The 20,879-nt window shown below is 39.1% G+C and carries 22 protein-coding genes; 17 read left to right on the top strand and 5 right to left on the bottom strand.

Going from position 1 to position 20,879, the window contains the following annotated elements; genetic code table 11:
• From secG to groL, 3 genes are all read left to right on the top strand, one after another.
• Positions 1-345: a preprotein translocase subunit SecG gene (gene secG, locus G3I01_RS03315; RefSeq protein WP_219551042.1), complete on the top strand. Its 345-nt coding sequence runs from the start codon at positions 1-3 to the stop codon at positions 343-345.
• A 152-nt stretch (positions 346-497) separates the two neighbouring features.
• Positions 498-773 carry a co-chaperone GroES gene (locus G3I01_RS03310; RefSeq protein ID WP_108170633.1) on the top strand — a complete coding sequence of 92 codons (276 nt, stop codon included), beginning with the start codon at positions 498-500 and terminating at the stop codon, positions 771-773.
• Positions 774-882: 109 nt separating this feature from the next.
• Positions 883-2,520 (top strand): chaperonin GroEL, encoded by a 1,638-nt coding sequence (groL, locus tag G3I01_RS03305; RefSeq protein ID WP_219551040.1) that lies wholly within the window; start codon positions 883-885, stop codon positions 2,518-2,520.
• A 49-nt stretch (positions 2,521-2,569) separates the two neighbouring features.
• Here the strand turns inward: groL and G3I01_RS03300 are convergent, their stop codons facing one another.
• The 4 genes from G3I01_RS03300 to G3I01_RS03285 form a co-directional block, all read right to left on the bottom strand.
• Positions 2,570-4,732, bottom strand: coding sequence for a molybdopterin cofactor-binding domain-containing protein (locus G3I01_RS03300; RefSeq protein ID WP_219551038.1), 2,163 nt, complete (start codon positions 4,730-4,732; stop codon positions 2,570-2,572).
• Positions 4,733-4,735: 3 nt separating this feature from the next.
• Positions 4,736-5,197: a (2Fe-2S)-binding protein gene (locus G3I01_RS03295; protein WP_219551036.1), complete on the bottom strand. Its 462-nt coding sequence runs from the start codon at positions 5,195-5,197 to the stop codon at positions 4,736-4,738.
• 123 nt (positions 5,198-5,320) lie between these two features.
• Positions 5,321-5,776, bottom strand: coding sequence for an SRPBCC domain-containing protein (locus G3I01_RS03290; RefSeq protein WP_219551034.1), 456 nt, complete (start codon positions 5,774-5,776; stop codon positions 5,321-5,323).
• A gap of 85 nt (positions 5,777-5,861) precedes the next feature.
• Positions 5,862-6,908, bottom strand: a complete 1,047-nt coding sequence (locus tag G3I01_RS03285) for an AraC family transcriptional regulator (protein WP_219551032.1) — start codon at positions 6,906-6,908, stop codon at positions 5,862-5,864.
• A 275-nt stretch (positions 6,909-7,183) separates the two neighbouring features.
• Between G3I01_RS03285 and G3I01_RS03280 the strand changes: the two genes are divergently transcribed.
• Genes G3I01_RS03280 through G3I01_RS03240 form a run of 9 tightly spaced genes read left to right on the top strand, consistent with a single transcriptional unit; the run spans position 7,184 to position 13,254 of the window.
• Positions 7,184-7,366: a hypothetical protein gene (locus G3I01_RS03280; protein ID WP_219551030.1), complete on the top strand. Its 183-nt coding sequence runs from the start codon at positions 7,184-7,186 to the stop codon at positions 7,364-7,366.
• A 60-nt stretch (positions 7,367-7,426) separates the two neighbouring features.
• Positions 7,427-7,762 (top strand): arsenosugar biosynthesis-associated peroxidase-like protein, encoded by a 336-nt coding sequence (locus G3I01_RS03275; RefSeq protein WP_072554126.1) that lies wholly within the window; start codon positions 7,427-7,429, stop codon positions 7,760-7,762.
• Between the two features lie 48 nt (positions 7,763-7,810).
• The gene (arsS, locus tag G3I01_RS03270; protein WP_219551028.1) at positions 7,811-8,866 is read left to right on the top strand and encodes an arsenosugar biosynthesis radical SAM (seleno)protein ArsS; all 1,056 of its coding nucleotides are present in this window, start codon (positions 7,811-7,813) and stop codon (positions 8,864-8,866) included.
• Between the two features lie 10 nt (positions 8,867-8,876).
• On the top strand, positions 8,877-9,371 hold the full coding sequence (locus G3I01_RS03265; RefSeq protein ID WP_219551026.1) for a rhodanese-like domain-containing protein: 495 nt from the start codon (positions 8,877-8,879) through the stop codon (positions 9,369-9,371).
• Positions 9,372-9,992, top strand: coding sequence for a TIGR04282 family arsenosugar biosynthesis glycosyltransferase (locus G3I01_RS03260; protein ID WP_219551024.1), 621 nt, complete (start codon positions 9,372-9,374; stop codon positions 9,990-9,992).
• Positions 9,976-10,788, top strand: a complete 813-nt coding sequence (locus G3I01_RS03255) for a purine-nucleoside phosphorylase (RefSeq protein WP_219551022.1) — start codon at positions 9,976-9,978, stop codon at positions 10,786-10,788. The genes G3I01_RS03260 and G3I01_RS03255 overlap by 17 nt, the downstream gene beginning before the upstream one ends.
• On the top strand, positions 10,788-11,756 hold the full coding sequence (gene arsM, locus G3I01_RS03250; RefSeq protein ID WP_219551020.1) for an arsenosugar biosynthesis arsenite methyltransferase ArsM: 969 nt from the start codon (positions 10,788-10,790) through the stop codon (positions 11,754-11,756). The genes G3I01_RS03255 and arsM overlap by 1 nt, the downstream gene beginning before the upstream one ends.
• Before the next feature lie 11 nt (positions 11,757-11,767).
• Positions 11,768-12,559 (top strand): DUF547 domain-containing protein, encoded by a 792-nt coding sequence (locus tag G3I01_RS03245; protein WP_219551018.1) that lies wholly within the window; start codon positions 11,768-11,770, stop codon positions 12,557-12,559.
• Positions 12,560-12,567: 8 nt separating this feature from the next.
• Positions 12,568-13,254: a TIGR04283 family arsenosugar biosynthesis glycosyltransferase gene (locus tag G3I01_RS03240; protein WP_219551016.1), complete on the top strand. Its 687-nt coding sequence runs from the start codon at positions 12,568-12,570 to the stop codon at positions 13,252-13,254.
• On the opposite strand, the gene G3I01_RS03235 is transcribed toward G3I01_RS03240, so the two are convergent.
• Positions 13,244-14,362, bottom strand: coding sequence for a glycoside hydrolase (locus tag G3I01_RS03235; protein ID WP_257710704.1), 1,119 nt, complete (start codon positions 14,360-14,362; stop codon positions 13,244-13,246). The two genes, G3I01_RS03240 and G3I01_RS03235, sit on opposite strands and share 11 nt — an antisense overlap.
• Before the next feature lie 14 nt (positions 14,363-14,376).
• Between G3I01_RS03235 and G3I01_RS03230 the strand changes: the two genes are divergently transcribed.
• Genes G3I01_RS03230 through G3I01_RS03210 form a run of 5 tightly spaced genes read left to right on the top strand, consistent with a single transcriptional unit; the run spans position 14,377 to position 20,860 of the window.
• Complete coding sequence (locus G3I01_RS03230) at positions 14,377-15,666, top strand: FAD-dependent oxidoreductase (protein WP_219551014.1); 1,290 nt, start codon at positions 14,377-14,379, stop codon at positions 15,664-15,666.
• Complete coding sequence (locus tag G3I01_RS03225) at positions 15,666-17,261, top strand: 4Fe-4S dicluster domain-containing protein (protein ID WP_219551012.1); 1,596 nt, start codon at positions 15,666-15,668, stop codon at positions 17,259-17,261. The genes G3I01_RS03230 and G3I01_RS03225 overlap by 1 nt, the downstream gene beginning before the upstream one ends.
• Before the next feature lie 60 nt (positions 17,262-17,321).
• A complete protein-coding gene (locus tag G3I01_RS03220) occupies positions 17,322-18,014 on the top strand; it encodes a glycosyltransferase family 2 protein (protein ID WP_219552755.1) in 693 nt (230 codons plus the stop codon).
• Positions 18,011-19,477, top strand: coding sequence for a cellulose synthase family protein (locus G3I01_RS03215; RefSeq protein ID WP_219551010.1), 1,467 nt, complete (start codon positions 18,011-18,013; stop codon positions 19,475-19,477). The genes G3I01_RS03220 and G3I01_RS03215 overlap by 4 nt, the downstream gene beginning before the upstream one ends.
• Positions 19,478-19,513: 36 nt before the next feature.
• Positions 19,514-20,860 carry a glycosyltransferase 87 family protein gene (locus G3I01_RS03210; protein WP_219551008.1) on the top strand — a complete coding sequence of 449 codons (1,347 nt, stop codon included), beginning with the start codon at positions 19,514-19,516 and terminating at the stop codon, positions 20,858-20,860.
• The last annotated feature ends 19 nt before the right edge of the window (positions 20,861-20,879 follow it).

The following is a 20,879-nucleotide window of genomic DNA, read 5'->3' as shown; positions in this document are numbered from 1 at the left end:
ATGAGTACATTCACTATTTTTTTAGCTTTAATAATTATCGTAGCATTTTTGCTGGTAGTTGTGATCATGGTACAGAATCCTAAAGGGGGAGGGCTTTCTTCATCTTTTGGAGGCGGAGGCCAGCAATTGGGAGGTGTTAAGAAAACCACAGATTTTCTTGATAAAAGTACCTGGACACTTGCTACATTATTATTGGTATTGATCCTGCTTTCTAACGTAACTATTATGGATACTCCTGCAGATGCTGCAAGTGGAGTATTTGAAAGCGATGAACCTGTAAATACAGAAGTTCCTGCAACTCAGGTTCCGGCGCAACAACCGGCACAAACTGACAGCGCGCAGTAAATTTCACATAATATTCTAATTTGAAAATGCCAGCTTATGACAAGCTGGCATTTTTTATTTGGTATTGGCAGGAATCAGCTAGTGGCATAATTTTAGAAATATCCCTTACCACAATTAAAAAATTAATTAACCTATAATAAAATTTTTAAAAAATGGGACTAAACATTAAACCACTTTCAGACAGGGTTGTTATTGAACCTGTTGCTGCAGAAAACAAAACTGCATCTGGTATTATTATTCCTGAAACTGCCAAGGAAAAACCTCAAAAAGGAAAGGTAGTAGCTGTTGGAGCCGGAACCAAGGATCATAAGATGACCGTTAAAGAAGGTGATATGGTGTTGTATGGTAAATATGCCGGTACAGAGCTTAAGCTTGAAGGTACAGACTATTTGATCATGCGCGAGGACGATATACTTGCAATAGTATAACCTAACTTCAATATTTTTCCTGCTTCCGCAGGAGATCAAATCAGGAAACAATTAATTAACCACATTTTTTCAGGGTTATTGAAACTCTAGAAAATTAAAATTTATAAAAATGGCAAAAGATATAAAATTTGACATCCAGGCCCGTAACGGGATCAAACGTGGAGTAGACGCATTAGCCAATGCGGTTAAGGTAACTTTGGGACCTAAAGGTCGTAATGTTATTATCAGTAAATCATTTGGTGCGCCAACTGTAACAAAAGATGGTGTTACTGTAGCAAAAGAAATCGAACTTGAAGATGCTCTAGAGAATATGGGAGCTCAGATGGTGAAAGAAGTTGCTTCAAAAACCAATGATCTTGCCGGTGATGGTACTACTACCGCTACCGTTCTTGCTCAGGCTATCGTAAAAGAAGGTCTTAAGAACGTAGCAGCCGGTGCAAACCCAATGGATCTTAAAAGAGGGATCGATAAAGCTGTAGAAGCTCTTACTGCAGATCTTGCTAAGCAAACTAAAGAAGTAGGTGACTCTTCAGAAAAGATCAAGCAGGTGGCGTCTATTAGTGCAAATAATGATGACAAGATAGGTGATCTTATTGCTCAGGCTTTTGATAAAGTTGGTAAAGAAGGAGTGATCACTGTTGAAGAGGCTAAAGGAACTGAAACTCACGTAGACGTGGTTGAAGGTATGCAATTTGACAGAGGATACCTTTCTCCTTACTTCGTGACCAATTCAGAAAAAATGACTGCAGATCTTGAAGATCCATACATCCTTCTTTTTGATAAGAAGATATCTTCAATGAAAGACCTGCTTCCTGTACTTGAGCCAGTTGCTCAATCTGGAAAACCATTATTGATCATCGCTGAAGATGTAGACGGAGAAGCTCTTGCTACTCTTGTAGTGAACAAACTACGTGGATCTTTAAAAATCGCTGCAGTTAAGGCTCCAGGATTTGGTGATCGTAGAAAAGCAATGTTAGAAGACATCGCTATCTTAACCGGAGGTACTGTAATTTCTGAAGAAAGAGGATTTACTTTAGAGAATGCAACTATCGATATGTTAGGTACTGCAGAGAAAGTAGCTATCGATAAAGATAATACTACGATCGTAAACGGTGCTGGTAACAATAATGATATTGAAAACAGAGTAAACCAGATCAAAGCTCAGATCGAGTCTACTACTTCAGATTATGACAGAGAGAAGCTTCAGGAGCGTCTGGCAAAATTAGCCGGTGGTGTTGCCGTACTTTACGTAGGTGCAGCTTCAGAAGTTGAAATGAAAGAGAAGAAAGACCGTGTAGATGATGCCCTTCACGCAACCAGAGCGGCTGTAGAAGAAGGAATCGTTGCAGGTGGTGGTGTTGCTTTAGTTAGAGCCCAGGCTGTACTAAGCAAGATCAAAACTGAAAATGCAGATGAGGCTACCGGAGTTCAGATAGTTTCAAGAGCTATCGAATCTCCTCTAAGAACTATTGTAGAGAATGCTGGTGGTGAAGGATCTGTAGTGATCAATAAGGTACTTGAGGGTAAGAAGGACTTTGGATATGATGCTAAGACCGATACATATGTAGATATGATGAAGGCTGGTATTATAGATCCTAAGAAAGTAACCAGAGTAGCGCTTGAAAATGCTGCTTCTGTTGCCGGAATGATCCTTACTACTGAATGTGCATTGATCGATCTTCCAGAAGATAATGCCGGTGGTGGAATGCCACAAGGTATGGGAGGCGGAATGCCAGGAATGATGTAATCATCAAATCCATTTATAAAACTAAACCCGACTTTCCAGTCGGGTTTTTTTATACCTCGAAAGTTTTACTTACCGGTAAGTCTCTTACTCTCTTTCTTGTAACATTATAAATTGCATTCACAATAGCGGCTGCAGTAGCTCCCTGTGCAGCTTCGCCCGCCCCTAATGGCGGTTCGTAGGGCCGGTCAATGATCTGCACTTCTATTTGAGGAATATCTGCTATGCGGAAAATAGGATAAGTCTCCCAGTCCAGGCTTGTCACATGAGTCTTGTCAAATTTTACTTCTTCCAGCATTGTCCAACTGGCCGACTGTATCATGCCTCCTTCTGTTTGATTTCTCAGCCCGTCTGGATTAATAACTTCTCCAGAATCTATTACTCCCCACATTTTTTTAATGCTGATTTTACTACTCTCGTACCTAACTTTCGCTGCCACTCCAAAATAGGAGTCGGTGTTTTTATAGCGAGAAAAGGCATATCCTATTCCATCATTTTGTTGAAGGCTGAGGTCAGAGGTCATTTGCTTTAATTTATTAAGAATATCAATTGCGCGGGAATCGGAAAGGTGATCAAGACGAAATTGAAGAGGATCTTTTTCTGCCTTTTCTGCCAGCTCATCCATAAAACTTTCTATAGCAAAAATATTCGCATAGGCTCCTAAACCCCTTAAAGCAGAAACCCTAAGTGGTCCCTTGAAAAAATTTGCTTTAATATTTCTATTCTCTATAGAATAGTAAGGCTGAGCATTCCTGTAAGCCCCTCCAAGATAACCTTGAGTTGGAGAAGGGTTATTTTCTCCATAATAAGAAGCGGGAAGCAGGTTAACCTTATTGCCTCCTGGCCGCGTACTGTGAGTGTCAGACCATAGCTCGTAATTCCAGTTTTTAATTTTCCCACGATCATCTAAACTGGCTTCCAGATCCATGATCATAGCCGAGCCATAAGGCTCCCAGCTATGCTCGTCTGCCCGTGACCATTGAAGACGAATATGTTTTCCGGGATATTTTGTTGCAAGCAGAGCTGCTTCTGCAGCTACATCATCGGCGCCGTTATGACCATAGCAGCCGGAACCCGGAACCCCGGTTATTTGCATCTGGTCTTCGTTAAGATCTAAAAGATCTGCCAGGGTTTCCTGTAATGGATAAACACCCTGACTATGAGTCCAGACCTGAAGTTTATCTCTATTAAAAAAAGCAACTGCGCAGGAGGGCCCAATAGACCCATGCATTACGTAGGGTTTGGAATAAGAAGCTTTTAAAGAATTATTCCCAAAACTGAAATTCCCGGTATTTTCAACAGTTTCAGAGTTTGAACTTATTGCTTTTAAGTGATCTTTCCAGGACTCTGTTTGGTTTAGTTCTGCAGAAATTTTCCATTCACAATCCTTTTCCAGCAGTTCTTTCGCTTTCTGAGCCTGATATTCATCTTGCGCCAGGACCCCTATAAAATTGTTTATTCGGATCACTTTTATTACCGAAGGCAACTTTTTTGCATTATCAGGATTAAATTCTTCCAGAACTGCCTGGTAAGCGGGAGGTCTGGCTATCCGAGCATGGACCATTCCTGGAAACCTAAGATCCTGAACATACACAGGTTCAGCTTTAAGCATTTTTAGAATATCCTTTCTGGGAACGGGAGATCCCACAAGCTGATGTTCAGATTTAGGTTTTAATATTACCTCATTTGGAACATTTTCTTCGATTTGCTCACCATTAAGGATTTCCTGGAAAGAGTAAAGTTTCTGGTTTTCCTTATTCAGGATTTTTCCATTTTGAATTTTAAATGAAGATTTTGGAATATCATATTTCGTAGCTGCTTTTTCCAAAAGGATATTTGAGGCGGCCGCGGCTGCCTTTCTTACATTCATTGCACTTTGTACAATAGAGCGGCTGCCTGCCGTATAGCCTTCGTTAGGTGTTACTTTGGTTTCTGCAAGATGCACTTCAACAAGATCTATATTCATGTTAAGTTCCTCTGCGGCTACTTGTGCTATGGCTATCCGTATACCCTGGCCTAATTCCATTTTTCCGGTAAAGATCTTTACCTTCCCGTCTTCCAGGACCTGCAGCCAGTCATTTATTCCGTAACTCTGCAGTGAATATTCAGATGAACAGCCACCTTCAGAAGAAAGAAGGCTTTGTGGCAACATACTGAAACCAATAGCCACATAACCGGTATTCTTAATAAATGTTCTACGCGTGATCTTGTTCATCTCTTATTTTCTTGAAGCGGCTTTTTCAACAGCTTTTATGAACCTGCTGTAAGTTCCACAACGGCAAAGAACCCTTTTTAGACCTTCATTTATTGCCGCTCTGTCTGGATTTGGATTTTCATTTAGAAGGGAAAACGACGAAATTAGTATACCATTTAAACAATAGCCGCATTGAGCAGCCTGTTCTTCAGCAAAAGCCTCCTGAACCGGATGTAATTTATTATCATCTTGAAGATCTTTCAATGTCCTTATTGCTACATTCTGAACATCCCTTACCGGGATCTTACAACTTGGATAGGCCTTGCCATCCAGCAATACCAAACAGGCACCACATTGCTCATATCCACATCCATATTTAGGCCCATTTAATTCCATTTGATTCCGAAGGACATATAGCAGAGGTGTTTCCGGATCAATTTCCAGATCATAAGTTACAGAATTTACCTTAAGGCTGATTTTTTCCATCCAGATTGCAATTAGAAGATTGGTAAATCCTAATATAACGAAAATATAAGTATCTGGCGTTGAGTGTTTTTTACGAAATATTTAAAAGCGGCAGTAGGGAATTGACCTAAGTGATACCTGAGGTTAAGGATTTTTCATAAAATCGAAGCCTCCTTTACGCAGGTTGATCCCATATTCCAGGTAGGCTTTCATGCAGGCCAGAAAGTTTGCCCATCCTCCGGAATTTCGACCAAACCATTGCAGGCCTTCTTTATTATTTTCCATTTTTCCTTCAATGATCTTTACCAGGGTCTGGCTTGTCGTGATAGATTCAAGTTGGATCTGTACTGAAAGAGTTTTGCCGGGAGCGCCTTCCCAATCAAATTCTATAAGTTCTGGTTTATTGACCTGTTTCACCTTCACAGGAAACCTCATATCGAATTCTGGAAATTTCCATTGTACGGTCTTATCAGCTTCTAGAGGACCACTACTTTCAGATATGAAGTAATTGGACATTTTCTCAGGATCTACGATAGCTTCAAATACTTCTTTTCTCGGCTTTGCGACCTGTAAGGCCGCATGTATTTCCAGATCTTCCATATTAATCAGGTTTATTCAGAGATCTAAATATCGGAATATTATTAGAAACGTTTAAAAACTTCAAGTTCCGGAAAACGAGAGATATTTAATCCTGTTCCTCCTGGACTTCTGCATTTTTAGAATTCTTACTGGAGCGTAAGAAGTATTTAGGGCTCACTCCATATTTCTCTTTAAAGATCTTAGAGAAATAACTACGATTGTTTAAACCTATGGCGGTGACGATCTCAGAAATGTTCTTTTCAGAAAGGTTTAGCATTTCCTTTGCGGCTTCCAGCTTAACATGCTGCATATATTTATTAACTGTAAGGTTATAAACATATTTGAAGCCTTCCTGTAGCTTATTCACATTGGTTCCGGCTTCCTTCGCTAAAGATTCTACAGTAAGATTAGTGCTTAGATCTCCCTGTATTCTTTTAGCAACGTAGTCTACCTTTTCTATATCAGATTTTCTAAGGATCTTCGGAAGGTTTTCTCCGTTTTCATCATCTTCGTACTGTGCGATCTGGATCACCAGCATTTCGAATGCCTTTCCTTCTAGAAAAAGATTTCTAAGGAACCCGGTGTAGTCTTTAGTATTAATATCATCCATTAGATCGGCTGCCTTAATACTATAGTTTCCCTGGTAGAAAAACTGCTTTTTTGAAACGGCATCCTTAAAAAGTTCTTTTAGAGTGGGATCCAGGTCCTTAAAGTCATAATTTGATCTATGTGCAAATACAGATCTAATGATCTCGAGACTGGAAACATGGGTGGCAACGTCCTTTTTGAAATATAGAATATGGCCATCGTATCCATTACTACTAACAACAATGTTTTGATAGGTGTCAATTTTATTGATCTTGTCAGTTTTTTGAAAGCGATGACCAACATTACCTTCAGAACAGAAAATAAATTTTAGTGGATGAACTGTATTCAGGGAAAAATGTATCTCTACATCTTCATAGAACTTGCAATTATAAGTGATGATGCCCATTCCAGAATCAAAACTAACCCCACGGATATATCCATCTCCAATTTCGTCAGGGATTTGCAAGGTCAATTCACCGCTCTTATTTTTTAATTCGGCATTTAAAGTATCGGCAAGGTCCTCCAGGATTTCATTTACCGGTAAGGTTTTTACATCAATTCTCATTCGCAAGTTTGGTACAATTCACGCTTTTTAAAGTTAAGCGTTTTTTAAGTAAAAATTTCTAAATAATACGGAGGTAAAATTAAAATTTGTGTGAAAAAATTAAGAATTCATGTATAATATATCATTTTTTGAACTAATGGTAGTGCGAAAAACGTTAGTGTGAACTTCATTTTGCCTGATTTTGCTGAGGTTTTGGGGTTTTCGGTTGAATTAGAAATTTTTGTTAAATCTTTTTAGGTGCATTTTTTAGGCTGTATTTTCAATAAAAACATAATATGAGCACAGATAAAGACAGATCTTCACCGGTTCCAACAGATCACAAAAAATCGGAAAAAGGAGTGAATCAATCTACCGAAACAAGGACAGGAAATTCCAAGTCGAAATTATGGATTGTTATACTCATAATTCTGGTTTTTTTGCTTATTATTCTTGGAATAACCGGTGTAGTAAACTTATAAATCTATACCGCTGAAATTTTCGTAAATATTTTAAATGCCCAATAGCATAAAACTATAATTATGTCTAAAAATTATTATGATCCTGCCGATCTGAGAAAATTTGGTGAGATCACCGAATGGAGTGAAGAGTTAGGTACTAAATTCTTTGATTATTACGGGAAAGTTTTTGAAGAAGGAGCTCTTTCTGCAAGAGAAAAGTCATTGATCGCCCTTGCTGTTTCGCATGTCGTTAAATGTCCCTACTGTATCGATGCATACACTAAAGATGGGCTCCAACGCGGGATCACAAAAGAAGAAATGATGGAAGCAGTTCATGCGGGAGCAGCTATTGAAAGTGGCGCTACCCTAGTACATGGAGTGCAAATGATGAATAAATACAAAAAGCTGAGTATGTAAGTTATTTCAGAAAATCTGAACTAACTCTACAAGCACGAAATTTTCTTTATGTCTATCAAATCCCTAAAAGCGAGAAAGGACGATCTTTCAAGCCCTGAAAATCAACTCAAATTTCTAAGTAACGGAATCTTTAAAAAAGGCGGATTGCCAACTTTTAAAGAGAAAATATCTGAAACCGGAAATTTTCCTTTAAAGCCCAAAAAACTTGAAATATTACAACTGAACCTTGGTTATATGTGCAACCAGGTTTGTTCTCATTGCCATGTTGATGCAGGTCCCGATAGAAAGGAGATCATGACGGTGGAAACGATGAATCAGTGCCTGGAGGTTATAAGGACCACGGGTGCACATACTCTGGACCTAACCGGTGGGGCGCCGGAAATGAACCCTAATTTCAGGTGGTTCGTAGAAGAAGCCTCGAAAGCAGGTATCAAAGATTTTATCGTGAGATCTAACTTAACGATCATTCTTGCGAATAAGAAATATCATGATCTGCCTGATTTCTTTAAAAAGCATAATGTTCATGTGGTTTCATCCCTGCCATTTTACAAACGGGAAAAAACAGACAAGCAAAGGGGAAGCGGGGTTTTTGATAAATCTATCAAAGCACTTCAGATGCTGAATACGGTGGGCTACGCACAGGAAGGAACAGGACTAAAACTAGATCTTGTTTACAATCCTTCAGGTGCATTTTTACCAACGAACCAGCAGGCTATGGAAAATGATTTTAAAGTCGCTTTAAAAGAGGATTTCAACATAGATTTTGATAACCTATTTTCGATCACCAATTTACCTATTAGCAGATTTTTAGAGTATTTGATAGCTTCAGAAAATTATGAAGATTATATGTATGCCCTGGTGGATGCCTATAATCCTGCAGCAGTGGAAAATGTGATGTGCACCAATACTATTTCCATTAGCTGGGATGGATGGTTATATGATTGTGATTTCAACCAGATGCTCGACCTGAAAGTGAATAGCAAGGTGAAGCATATAAGTGAATACAACGAAGATCTTTTGAACGACAGGAATATTATTACTTCGCAGCATTGCTACGGTTGTACGGCGGGTGCCGGAAGTAGTTGTCAGGGAAGTGTGGCCTAAACCGAAAACAATGAAGAATTATCTCTTTCTCATGGTAGTGTTTTTCATATTTACTCCTGTGAATGCGCAGGACTCTGTAGAAGCTTTACTGAAAAATTATAATTCCGGTAGCGTTCCCTATATTTCTGTGGAAGAGCTTCGAAAGAAACAACTTAGTGGGGATGTGATCCTTCTGGATACAAGAAGTCCTGAGGAATTTGAGGTGAGTCATATTGAAAATGCCATCCTCGTTGGTTATGACGATTTTGACCTGACCAGATTGCCAGATGTATCTAGAAAGAAAGCTATCATAGTTTATTGCTCCTTGGGAATAAGATCAGAACAAATTGGAGAAAAATTAAAAAAAGCAGGTTTTGAAAATGTTCAGAATTTATTCGGTGGAATATTTGAGTGGAAAAATGCCGGTTTCCCGGTATTAGATCCAGCAGGTAACCCAACCGAAAAGGTTCATGCCTATTCGAAACAATGGTCCAAATGGCTGAAAAATGCCGAAAAAATATATTAAGTGAATAAGAAGAATTTATTGATCATTTTTACCAAGAATCCCGTTGCGGGCAATGTGAAGACCAGGCTAGCCAGGGACATTGGAGAGGAGAATGCTTTGGAGATCTATAAGTTCCTTTTAGATCATTCTTTTAAAATTACCACAGCCTTAAACATTACCAAGCAAGTTCATTATTCCGAAGATGTTCCAGATGAGGATCTTTGGGATCAGGGAGACTTTGACAAAAAGCTTCAGTACGGAAAAGATCTGGGTATTAGAATGGAAAATGCCTTTCGAGATGGATTTAGAGCAGGCTTTGAAAAAATTGTGATAATAGGGACCGATCTTTTAGAACTTAGAACCGAGGATATTGAATTTGCATTCAGCGCGCTGGATAACAAGGATTATGTAATTGGGCCTGCCGAAGACGGGGGATATTATTTATTCGGAATGACCGAATTAAATACTGAGGTTTTTAGAAAAAAAACCTGGAGTACTCCCAGCGTCTTTGAGGATACCTTGAAGAATATTAAAAACAGCAGAATAGAACTTCTGCGAACTCAAAACGATATAGATGTGCTGGACGATATTATAGATCATCCTACCTTTCAAAAATTTTTAAAATATGACAGACAGAATTAGTGAAGCTGTAGATTATCTTAAATCTAAAGGCTTCGGAGAACCAGAGGTTGGGATCATTTTAGGGACTGGTTTAGGAAAACTACTTGATGAAGTGGCAATAGAAGTAGTTGCCAGTTATAACCACATTCCTTATTTCCCTACCGCTACTGTAGAGTTCCATAAAGGTAAATTGATCTATGGTACTTTAGAAGGAAAAAAGGTGATCATCATGCAAGGAAGATTTCATGTATATGAGGGTTACAGCCTTTTTGATGTTACCTTTCCAGTTAGGGTGATGAAGCGATTGGGCATGAAAAGATTGTTGGTTTCAAATGCTTCGGGAGCGATTAACCTGGATATGAAAAAGGGAGAATTAATGCTCATAGATGACCATATCAATCTGCAGGGAGGATCTCCACTCGCATTCTACGGAGTTGAAAAGTTGGGAGAGCGCTTTGTTGATATGAGCGAACCCTATGATGCGACAATGAATTCGATTTTCGAGGAGGCCGCTAAAAAGAATAATATCACTTTACATAAGGGGGTTTATGCTGCAGTGTTGGGTCCTCAATTGGAAACCAGGGCAGAATACAGATATTTAAAAATTATTGGTGCCGATGCCGTAGGAATGAGTACGGTTCCTGAAATAATAGTTGCCAATCATCTTGGTATTCCCGCTTCGGCTATCTCCGTGATCACAGACCAAGGTGATCCTGATAATCTTGAAAAAGTAAATATTCAGGATATACTTGAGAATGCAGCAAAAGCAGAACCGGATATGGTAAAATTATTTAAAGAATTTTTACAGAAGATATAATGAGTTATTTAGAAACGACGAAGGATGTATACAGGGAAGCAGCTCTTACTCCTGATGTTGGATTATGCTGTACCACTAATCCTATCTGGGAATTACCGGGTCTAAAGATCCCTAAGATCATGCAGGAAATGAACTATGGTTGTGGTACCACTGTACATGCCCGTGATCTTACCAATAATCCAAAAACCCTTTATGTAGGAGTTGGTGGAGGTATGGAACTTCTGCAATTCGCTTATTTTTCGAGACAAAAATCGGGAGTTGTAGGGGTAGATGTTGTGGACGAAATGCTAGAAGCTTCCCGAAAGAATTTTAAAGAGGCTGAAGAATTGAATCCATGGTTCAAATCTGAGTTTGTTGATCTGAAAAAAGGAGATGCTACAGATCTTCCTGTAGAGGATAATTCTATAGATGTCGCTGCCCAGAACTGTCTTTTCAATATTTTCAAGACAGAGGAGCTTACTAAAGCATTGAAGGAAATGTACCGTGTGCTAAAGCCTCATGGTAGATTGGTGATGAGTGATCCTACCTGTGAGCAGGAAATGAACGACGAATTGAGAAATGATGAAAGATTACGCGCATTATGCCTTAGCGGAAGTCTATCTATTAAAGATTACGTAAAAGCATTGACCGATGTGGGCTTCGGTACCATTGAGATAAGAGCCAGAAAACCATATAGAATCCTGGATCCTAAAAACTATCCAACTGAAGAACTCGTATATATAGAATCCATTGAAGTTGCCGCTATCAAAGATCCAATGCCAGAAGACGGTCCATGTATCTTTACCGGAAAGGCAGCGATCTATTATGGAGATCAGGATTATTTTGATGATGGGAAGGGCCATGTATTATTGAAGAATCAGCCGTTGGCGATCTGTGATAAAACTGCCGGGGCTTTGTCTTCATTGGGAAGAGATGATATATTCATCAGTGAATCTACTTTCCATTATGATGGTGGAGGTTGCTGCTAAGTTAAAAATCTATGAAAAAGTTCATTTTAAGTTTTGCGATAATGATCTCAGGATTATGCATGTTTGCATCCTGTAATCTAATTTCTAGCGCAGGACTCAACAGTAAAGGTTTACCAACACCAGATGCTTCCCAACAAATTTCAAAGGATACAGATCCAATTATAGACCACTCTACCTGGGATGCTCTACTTAAAAAACATGTGAAAGCAAATGGACTGGTGGATTATAATGGATTTAGAAATGACCGTGCTGAGTTGGATGAATATTTGAAAATGCTTTCTTTTCAGGAACCTACTGAAGATTGGGGAACCAATGAACTATTGGCTTATTATATCAACCTTTATAATGCATATACGGTTGACCTTATCTTAAGGAATCATCCGGTAAAGAGTATAAAGGATATAGATAGTCCATGGACGAAGGAATTCGTTAAGGTTGGGGATACTGAAATTTCATTAGGAGGAATTGAGAATAGTATTCTGAGAAAAATGAATGAACCAAGGATTCATTTCGCGATTAATTGCGCGTCTATCTCCTGCCCGAAATTATTAAATGAAGCCTATACCGCTGATAAAATTGAGGAACAATTAGAGCGAGTGACCAGGGAATTTGTTAATTCTGATAAGAATGAGATCTCTGAAAATTCTGCGAAATTATCCTCGATATTCGACTGGTATGAGAAGGACTTTAAAGAAAGTGGATCTGTAGTAGATTATATAAATCGTTATTCTGATACCACAATAAATTCCGGAGCTTCGATCTCTTATAAGGAATATAACTGGAATTTGAACGAAGCAAAATAGTCCGGCCCATGATCAGCATTATTATTCCGGTATATAACGAGGAGAAAAAACTTCCGTTGTTATTAGAGCATCTGGTAGCCTCTTCTAAAGGATATATTACTGAAATAATAGTGGTTGATGGTGGGAGTACTGACAGGACTGCAAAAATTGCAAAAGATCATCCTAAAGTATTTTATATTCCTTCAGAAAAAGGACGTGCTAAACAGATGAATACAGGCGCGAGGCTTGCAAAGGGCGAAATTCTTTATTTTCTGCATGCCGATAGTCTTCCTCCAGAAAATTTTGACGCGCTCATTGTAGATGAGGTTCAAAATGATAATAAAGCAGGATGCTTTCAAATGAAGTTCGATAAAAATCACTGGTGGTTAAATTTGATGGGGCACTTTACCAAGATCAATCATATTTCCTGTCGGGGAGGGGATCAATCCTTGTTTATTGAAAAGAAATTATTTGACGAAATAGGAGGCTTTAATGAAACCTACACGGTTTACGAAGACAATGAAATTGTTAAGCGGCTATATGAAAAAAAGCAGTTTACGGTTATAAAAAGCTGGATCACTACCTCTGCCCGCCTATACAACAAAATGGGAATTTGGAAAACGCAGCTAATATTTATGGAGATCTACTGGAAGCGAAGGTTTGGAGCTTCAGCAGAAGAACTCTACAGTCACTACTGCAAAAGGATCAGTTCCTGAATTTTCCATAATAATCTTTTACCGTATTCTCTGCCGGCTTGTTCTGAGGGGTGAACCTGTCATTTTCCAGTCCGCCTGAATCCTCATGTTGATGCCATTTCCAGAGGAAACCTCCTGCAAACCAGTTTTCGACCCAGAATTCTTCATAGATACTTTCCAGTGCTTTTGCCTGCAGGTTATGATTTAAGGAAGAAATATTTCTTTCTGAATTCCATGGCTCTCTCAAAGAGTGGTCAATATTTCTATAGCCATATTCAGTGAAAAGTACAGGTTTATGATATTCTGAAGAAAGGTTTTTCAGCATGGATTTATGCTTCTGCCAGCCATCTTTGATCTCATCTTTATTTGGTGAGGCAGCATCATGCAGCGGGAAATAGGCGTCTGCTCCAATATAATCCAGGTCTTTCCAGATAGTAGTTTGATCTACCTTATCCCAGTTTTCGGCATAAACGATCTTTCCATTGAATTCCTTTCGAACTTCAGCAATAAGGCTGTCCCAGAATTCAGGTCTGGCCTTTACGAAATTGAATAATTCGGTACCAATACAGAATAATTCTACCTTATTTTTTTCGGCGATCTTAGCATATAACAGGATGAATTCCCGATAAGATCTTTCAAACTTTTTCCAGTCAGCTTCAGAAGTGAATTTAAGGTCACCGGTAAACTCACCTCCCCTTATCCAGATCTGAGGTTTAACTATGATCTTCAGGTTCCTTTCCTTTAATAACAAAATGGCTTGTTCGATACCCTCAGCCCGTTCTCCAAACCATTGTCTTTCCAGATTGAAATAAAGTTCGGGGTCTTCCGTATCTCTCAAAAATCCGAAGGGCATCAAGGCAACGGAATTTGCATTTACAGCTATTAAAGGTTCAATTTGCTGAGCGGTAAGACTGTCTCTGGAAGCTACCAGGCTGATACCGTTCAATTTCCTGGAAGGAATCTCGGCCTGACACGACAATATCAAGGAGATGATCATTAAAAAGATCCATCTGGAAAGCAAATATTGAGTTTTGATAAACATTTGTTTCGGTATAAATTGCCTGATATACTTGGCATTTTGGCTATTTTCAGCGTACTTTACTTCAAGTGCTGTCTGGCCTTCTGCCAAATTATAAAAAATTAATGGAGCATATTGTAATTATTGGAAACGGAATTTCAGGGATCACTGCCGCGAGGCATGTCCGTAAACGTTCCGACCATAGGATCACCGTGATCTCAGGTGAATCTGATTACTTCTTTTCCCGTACCGCTTTGATGTATGTTTATATGGGCCATATGAAATGGGATCATTTGAAGCCCTATGAAGACTGGTTCTGGGAGAAGAATCGCATCGAATTAAAAAATGCCTGGGTAGAGAATATAGATTTCGATAATAAGAAATTACAGTTTTCTGCAGGAGATTTCATGGATTATGACAAACTGGTGATCGCGACAGGTTCAGTTTATAATAAATTTGGTTGGGAAGGCGAGGACTTAAAAGGAGTACAGGGACTGGTCTCAAAACAGGATCTAATTGAACTTGAAGAAAATACAGCTTATACAAAAAAGGCTGTGATCGTTGGTGGCGGATTGATAGGTGTCGAGCTGGCTGAAATGCTTAGAACTAGAAAAATTGAAGTTACTTTCCTGGTCCGGGAACAGGCCTTCTGGAATAATGTACTGCCCTTACCAGAAGCTAAAATGATCTCAGAACATATAAGATCACACCATGTTGATCTAAGGCATAATACTGAACTTGATAAGATTCTTTCAGATGAAAATGGAAGAGTTAGAGCAGTAAGAACAAGTGATGGTGAGGAAATAGAATGCCAGTTGGTAGGCCTTTGCGCAGGAGTACGGCCGAATATCGATTTTCTCAAGGATTCTCAACTTGAAACCGACAGAGGTGTACTGGTAAATGAATTCCTTGAAACCAATATACCAGATGTTTATTCCATTGGAGATTGTGCTCAGCAGAGAGAATCCATTGGTTTAAGAAAACCCGTTGAAGCTGTCTGGTATACGGGCAGGATCATGGGTGAAACACTGGCAAATACTTTAACCGGAGTGCGAACCGCTTATCAACCGGGCAACTGGTTCAATTCAGCTAAATTTTTTGATATCGAATATCAGACCTATGGATGGGTCTGGCCTGAACTTAATCCCAGAGAGCAGCATTTTTACTGGCAGCATGAATCCGGTCAAAAAGCAATAACGATCAATTTTGATACTGAAACCAGAAGATTTCTTGGTGTGAATACCTTCGGGATACGAATGAGACAGGAAGTGATCAATCTTTGGCTTGATGAGAACAGAACAATTGATCATGTTTTGGCAAACCTGAAACTCGCGAATTTTGATCCGGAATTTTATGACCGACACGAAAAAGAGATCTTCAGGAGTTTTAAGAATAACCTACAGGAAGTAGAATAATGAGCAGAATAGAACATAATATGTCGCTTACGGGAGATGCTCCCAAGGCAATAAACACTCAACAAAAGATCTCCACCTTGCTTGGGATGTCAGGTCTATTCATTCTATTGCTAGCCTCCTTAAATATCAGTTTTCCGAATAAAACCTTTTGGTTGAGCATTTCGCTCATCTCTATTTTCGCAGGTATCATCTGGTTTGCTAAAGCTTCTTATTCTGATAAACACCCGGGAATAAAAAATGACGGGATTTGGTTTAAATCAATGACGAATCGCGGGTTCCTGGCCTGGCTGGTTGGGATCGCTCTCACGGGGTTTTATATTATTCTATACTTCTATCCGCAATATCTTGGTTTAAGAGCAGAAGGCGAAAATACCGGGTTGATCGCGCTTTTTGATCCCCTAAGTAAATTATTAAGCGGTAATCCGGCAAGTCAGTGGTTTGTTTACGGAACGCTTTATACCATTGCTATTGTTGCCTTTGGTGTAAAATTTATGTGGAAATATCGCCATAACCGCTATGAAAAGCTCAGGACCATTTCGGTCATGTTCTTTCAAACTGCCTTCGCCTTTCTGATCCCGGAATTTATGGCGAGGCTTAATGGAAAGGGCTTCTCTCTTCCCTATTACGATCTTAAGAATATATGGCCGCTTAATTATTATATGTTCGAGCAGTATCGGGTGGATGAATTTATATCAGCAGGGACTATAGGAGTAGCCTTATTGATATTTGGAGTTGCATCTATATTTATTATTACGCCAATTCTCACATACAAATACGGAAAACGTTGGTATTGCAGCTGGGTTTGTGGTTGCGGAGGTCTGGCCGAAACTGCCGGAGATCCTTATCGTCATTTGTCAGATAAAAGTCTTTTTGCCTGGAAAGTGGAACGCTGGGTAATTCACAGCGTATTGGTTTTTGTGGTTCTAATGACCACAGCTGTGATCTATTCCTATCTTGGTTATGATGCAGATAAATACTGGTTAACCAGGGATGTATTTCTTATTGGAGTGGGGGTATTTCTTACTTTAATTTTTGCAGGTATCTGGTTTTTTAAAAGAGAGGAACTTGAAAAAGATGCCAGGTATGGTGCTATCGGTTACCTGGTGATCGTAATATCATTGATCGGCTTTCATTATATGAGCGGATTCAACCTGTTTTTGTTCAATGCGGAAACCCTGCGTGTGTTTTATGGATTCCTCATTGGATCTATTTTTAGCGGAGTAATTGGGACTGGCTTCTATCCTATTTTTGGTAGTCGGGTCTGGTGTAGGTTCGGTTGCCCTATGGCGGCAATTCTTGGGATGCAGCAGCGTCTATTTTCTAAATTCAGAATTACCACTAATGGCGGGCAGTGTATCTCCTGCGGAAATTGTTCTACCTATTGCGAAATGGGGATCGATGTAAGAGCCTATGCCCAAAAAGGTGAGAACATTGTAAGATCAAGTTGTGTGGGCTGCGGAATATGTTCGGCGGTTTGTCCTCGCGGTGTGCTAAAACTTGAGAATGGATCGCAAAAGAACAGGATTTCTTCTGAAGAAGCGGTTTTAGGTGATAATGTGGATCTTCTTGATCTCATCAATCAAAAGAGCAAATAAATTGTAAGGAAATAGCGTATTTTTGCACTTCCCAATAAACTCTGAATTTTGCATACCCCAATGCCACCTGTTGTTAAGGTAATTATTCCTGCATTTAACGAAGCTGAATCCATTCCATATGTGATCAGGGAAATTCCTGAAATGGTTTATGAGGTGATCGTGGTAAGCAATAATTCTACCGATGATACCGAGGAGAATGCAAGAAACGCTGGTGCCACGGTACTTGTGGAGCCTCATAAAGGCTATGGCTATGCCTGTTTAAAAGGCATGGAGTATATTTCCAGGCAGGAACAAAAACCGGATATTATTGTATTTCTGGATGGAGATTATTCAGATTATCCTGAAGAAATGCACAAGATCCTTGAGCCTATTCTTCAGGAAGATAAAGATTTTGTAGTAGGAGCTAGGGTAGCTGAATGGAGAGAAGATGGATCGATGACCTTTCCGCAGATCTTTGGAAATAAACTGGCCACTACCTTGATGAAATTATTCTTCAATTCAAGGTTTACAGATCTTGGCCCTTTCAGAGCGATAAAGTATGAAAAACTGCTTCAGCTCAACATGGAAGACAAAACTTACGGCTGGACGGTTGAAATGCAATTGAAAGCTTTACGACAAAACTTTAGTTATGCTGAGGTGCCAGTGCATTATAAGAACAGGATTGGCGTGTCAAAAGTTTCAGGAACAATCAAAGGTGCTATCTTTGCAGGCGTGAAGATTCTTGGTTGGATTTTTAAATACAGTTTTAAATGATAGATCTAGCGGTAATTATATTTTATACTCTTGCCTTACTCGTTATATTCATTTACAGCCTTTCCCAGCTCCACTTATTGATCAATTATTTAAGGGCGACCAAAACTACAGATGATGCTGAAAAGTTTGATTTTTCTACGGAAGCATTACCTCAGGTCACCATACAGCTGCCTCTTTACAACGAATATTATGTAGTTGAAAGACTGTTGAAAAATATTGCCAGGATCAATTACCCGAAAGATAAACTTGAGATCCAGGTTTTGGACGACTCCACAGACCATTCGATCGAAAAGACCTCTGAAATCATTAAGAATCTTCAAACGAATGGACTGAATATTCAGCATATAAGACGTGAGAACAGGACCGGGTTTAAAGCCGGTGCCTTAAAAGAAGGTCTGCAGATCGCCAAAGGAGAATTTATAGCTGTTTTTGATTCCGATTTTGTCCCGGGAGAAAACTGGCTCATGGAAACATTGCCATATTTCAAGAATCAGAAAATAGGCGTGGTGCAAACCCGCTGGGGGCATTTGAATAGAGACTATTCCTTACTTACCCGTATACAGGCATTTGCTCTGGATTTTCATTTTATACTTGAGCAGACCGGTAGAAATTTCGGAAGGAATTTTATCAATTTCAATGGAACCGCAGGGATCTGGAGAAAAGAATGCATTCTTGATGCAGGGAACTGGAGCGGAGATACTCTTACGGAAGATCTTGATCTTAGTTACCGTGCCCAGATGAAAAAATGGGAGTTCAAATATCTTGAAAATGTGGAAACTCCAGCAGAACTTCCGGTAGTGATCAGTGCTGCCAGGAGTCAGCAATTCAGATGGAATAAAGGAGCGGCAGAGAATTTCAGAAAGAACTACGGGAAACTTCTGAAAGACAGATCGGTTTCTTTTTCTACAAAGTTTCATGGCTTTTTTCATTTATTGAATTCCAGTATGTTTTTGATCGTGCTATTACTGGCGGTTCTAAGTGTACCAGTTCTTTATATTAAGAATAATAACCCAGATTTTTCCTGGTATTTCAATGTGCTGGCTGGTTTTGCTATTAGCACGCTGATCTTTTTTATTTGTTATTATGTGGCTTACCGAAAAATTCATGGGAAAGGGATAAAAAGCTTTTTCAAGTTCATAGGGATGTTTATTACCTTCTTTTCTATTGCCATGGGATTCTCGGTACATAACACGCTGGCCGTTCTTGAAGGTCATTTTGGCAAGAGATCTGAATTTATCAGAACTCCTAAATTCAACGTGAATTCCATTAAAGATACCTGGAAAGGAAACCGGTACCTTACGAATCAATTTTCGAAAAACCTGATCGTGGAAGGGCTGCTATTCCTTTATTTTGGCTTTGCGATATGGAGCGCCTTTAAGCTGAATGATTATGGATTGCTGGTATTTCACCTAATGCTTTTCACTGGTTTTGGCTTTGTTTTCTTTAAAAGCCTGAGAGTATAATTTTTTCTATTTTAGCTGAAACCCAGCCGCTCCAAAATGGATCTAAGATTATTTAAACTTTATAAGATCCCAATTCTATTGGCACTTTCCTGTGTTGCTTTCTATTTTTCCTTTGCCTATGGCCTTGAAAGAGCAGATTTCTTTAAACTGATTGGTCTTTATGGCGCTTTATGTTTCCTGAGCTTTAAGCTCGTATCCATGTTAAAGACAGATCTTCGGCTACTTATTGGTCTAGCCGTTATTTTTCGTCTGGCCTTTATACTGGCCTTACCGAATCTTTCTCAGGATTATTTCAGGTTTATCTGGGATGGAAGATTGATAGCTTCCGGATGGAATCCTTATCAATATATTCCGGAGGAGTTGATAGGTTTTGAAAACTTCAAAATTCCACAGGCTACAGAACTGATCGTTGGAATGGGCAGTTTAAGTGCCGGTCATTTTTCAAATTATCCTCCTTTAAATCAGTTGATCTTTGCGGTCGCAGGGTATTTCTCATCGTCTAGTATTATGGGATCCGTGATCATTTTCAGGATTTTTATCATACTTGCTGATATTGGAACCTTAATCTTTGGAAGAAGATTATTGAGATCTATAGGTCTGCCGGAACACCGGATCTTCTGGTATATTCTGAATCCGTTTATCATTATTGAAATGACCGGAAATCTTCACTTTGAATCGGTCATGGACTTTCTTCTGGTACTTTCGGTTTATTTACTTCATAAAGGAAAGTGGTTTTGGAGTGCAGTTACATTAGGAATGTCAGTTTCGGTTAAACTGTTACCCTTGATGTTCCTGCCGCTTTTTTTCAGGTACTTCATTTCAGATAAAGAAAGACTGAATTTCAAAAATCTTATTGCATATTATCTGATCGTTCTATCTACGATCATTCTGTCATTTGCCCCTTTTTACTCTTATGAGGTTTTTTCCAATTTTATGGCTAGTGTAGGTTTATGGTTTGGGAAATTCGAATTCAATGCCAGTATTTACTATATCGTTCGCTGGATCGGATTTCAGGTGAAGGGCTTTAATATTATAGAAACTGCCGGGAAAATACTTCCGATATTCACAGTTCTAATTATACTGGGATTGACTTTTTTTAGAAAATATAAGAACACAAAACAGCTATTAACCAATATGCTTTTTGCCGTCACCGCATATCTGCTTCTTTCAACTACAGTACATCCATGGTATTTAGCGATTCCGCTGCTTCTAAGCCTGTTTACAGAGATGAGGTATGTGATCATCTGGTCCGTAGTGGTAATGCTTAGTTACTATGCTTATTGTAACACTGAATATAATGAAAGTATGTGGCTTGTCGCATTGGAATATATCTTGGTCGTTGGTTTCTTAGGAAGAGAACTTTTTAAAAAAGTGGAAAATTAAATATGCGTTTTACTGTATC

This window comes from Gramella sp. MT6, from assembly GCF_019357415.1.
GTDB lineage: Bacteria > Bacteroidota > Bacteroidia > Flavobacteriales > Flavobacteriaceae > Christiangramia.
Note: the sequence above shows the minus strand (reverse complement) of the source record. Positions and strands in the feature narration are given on the sequence as shown.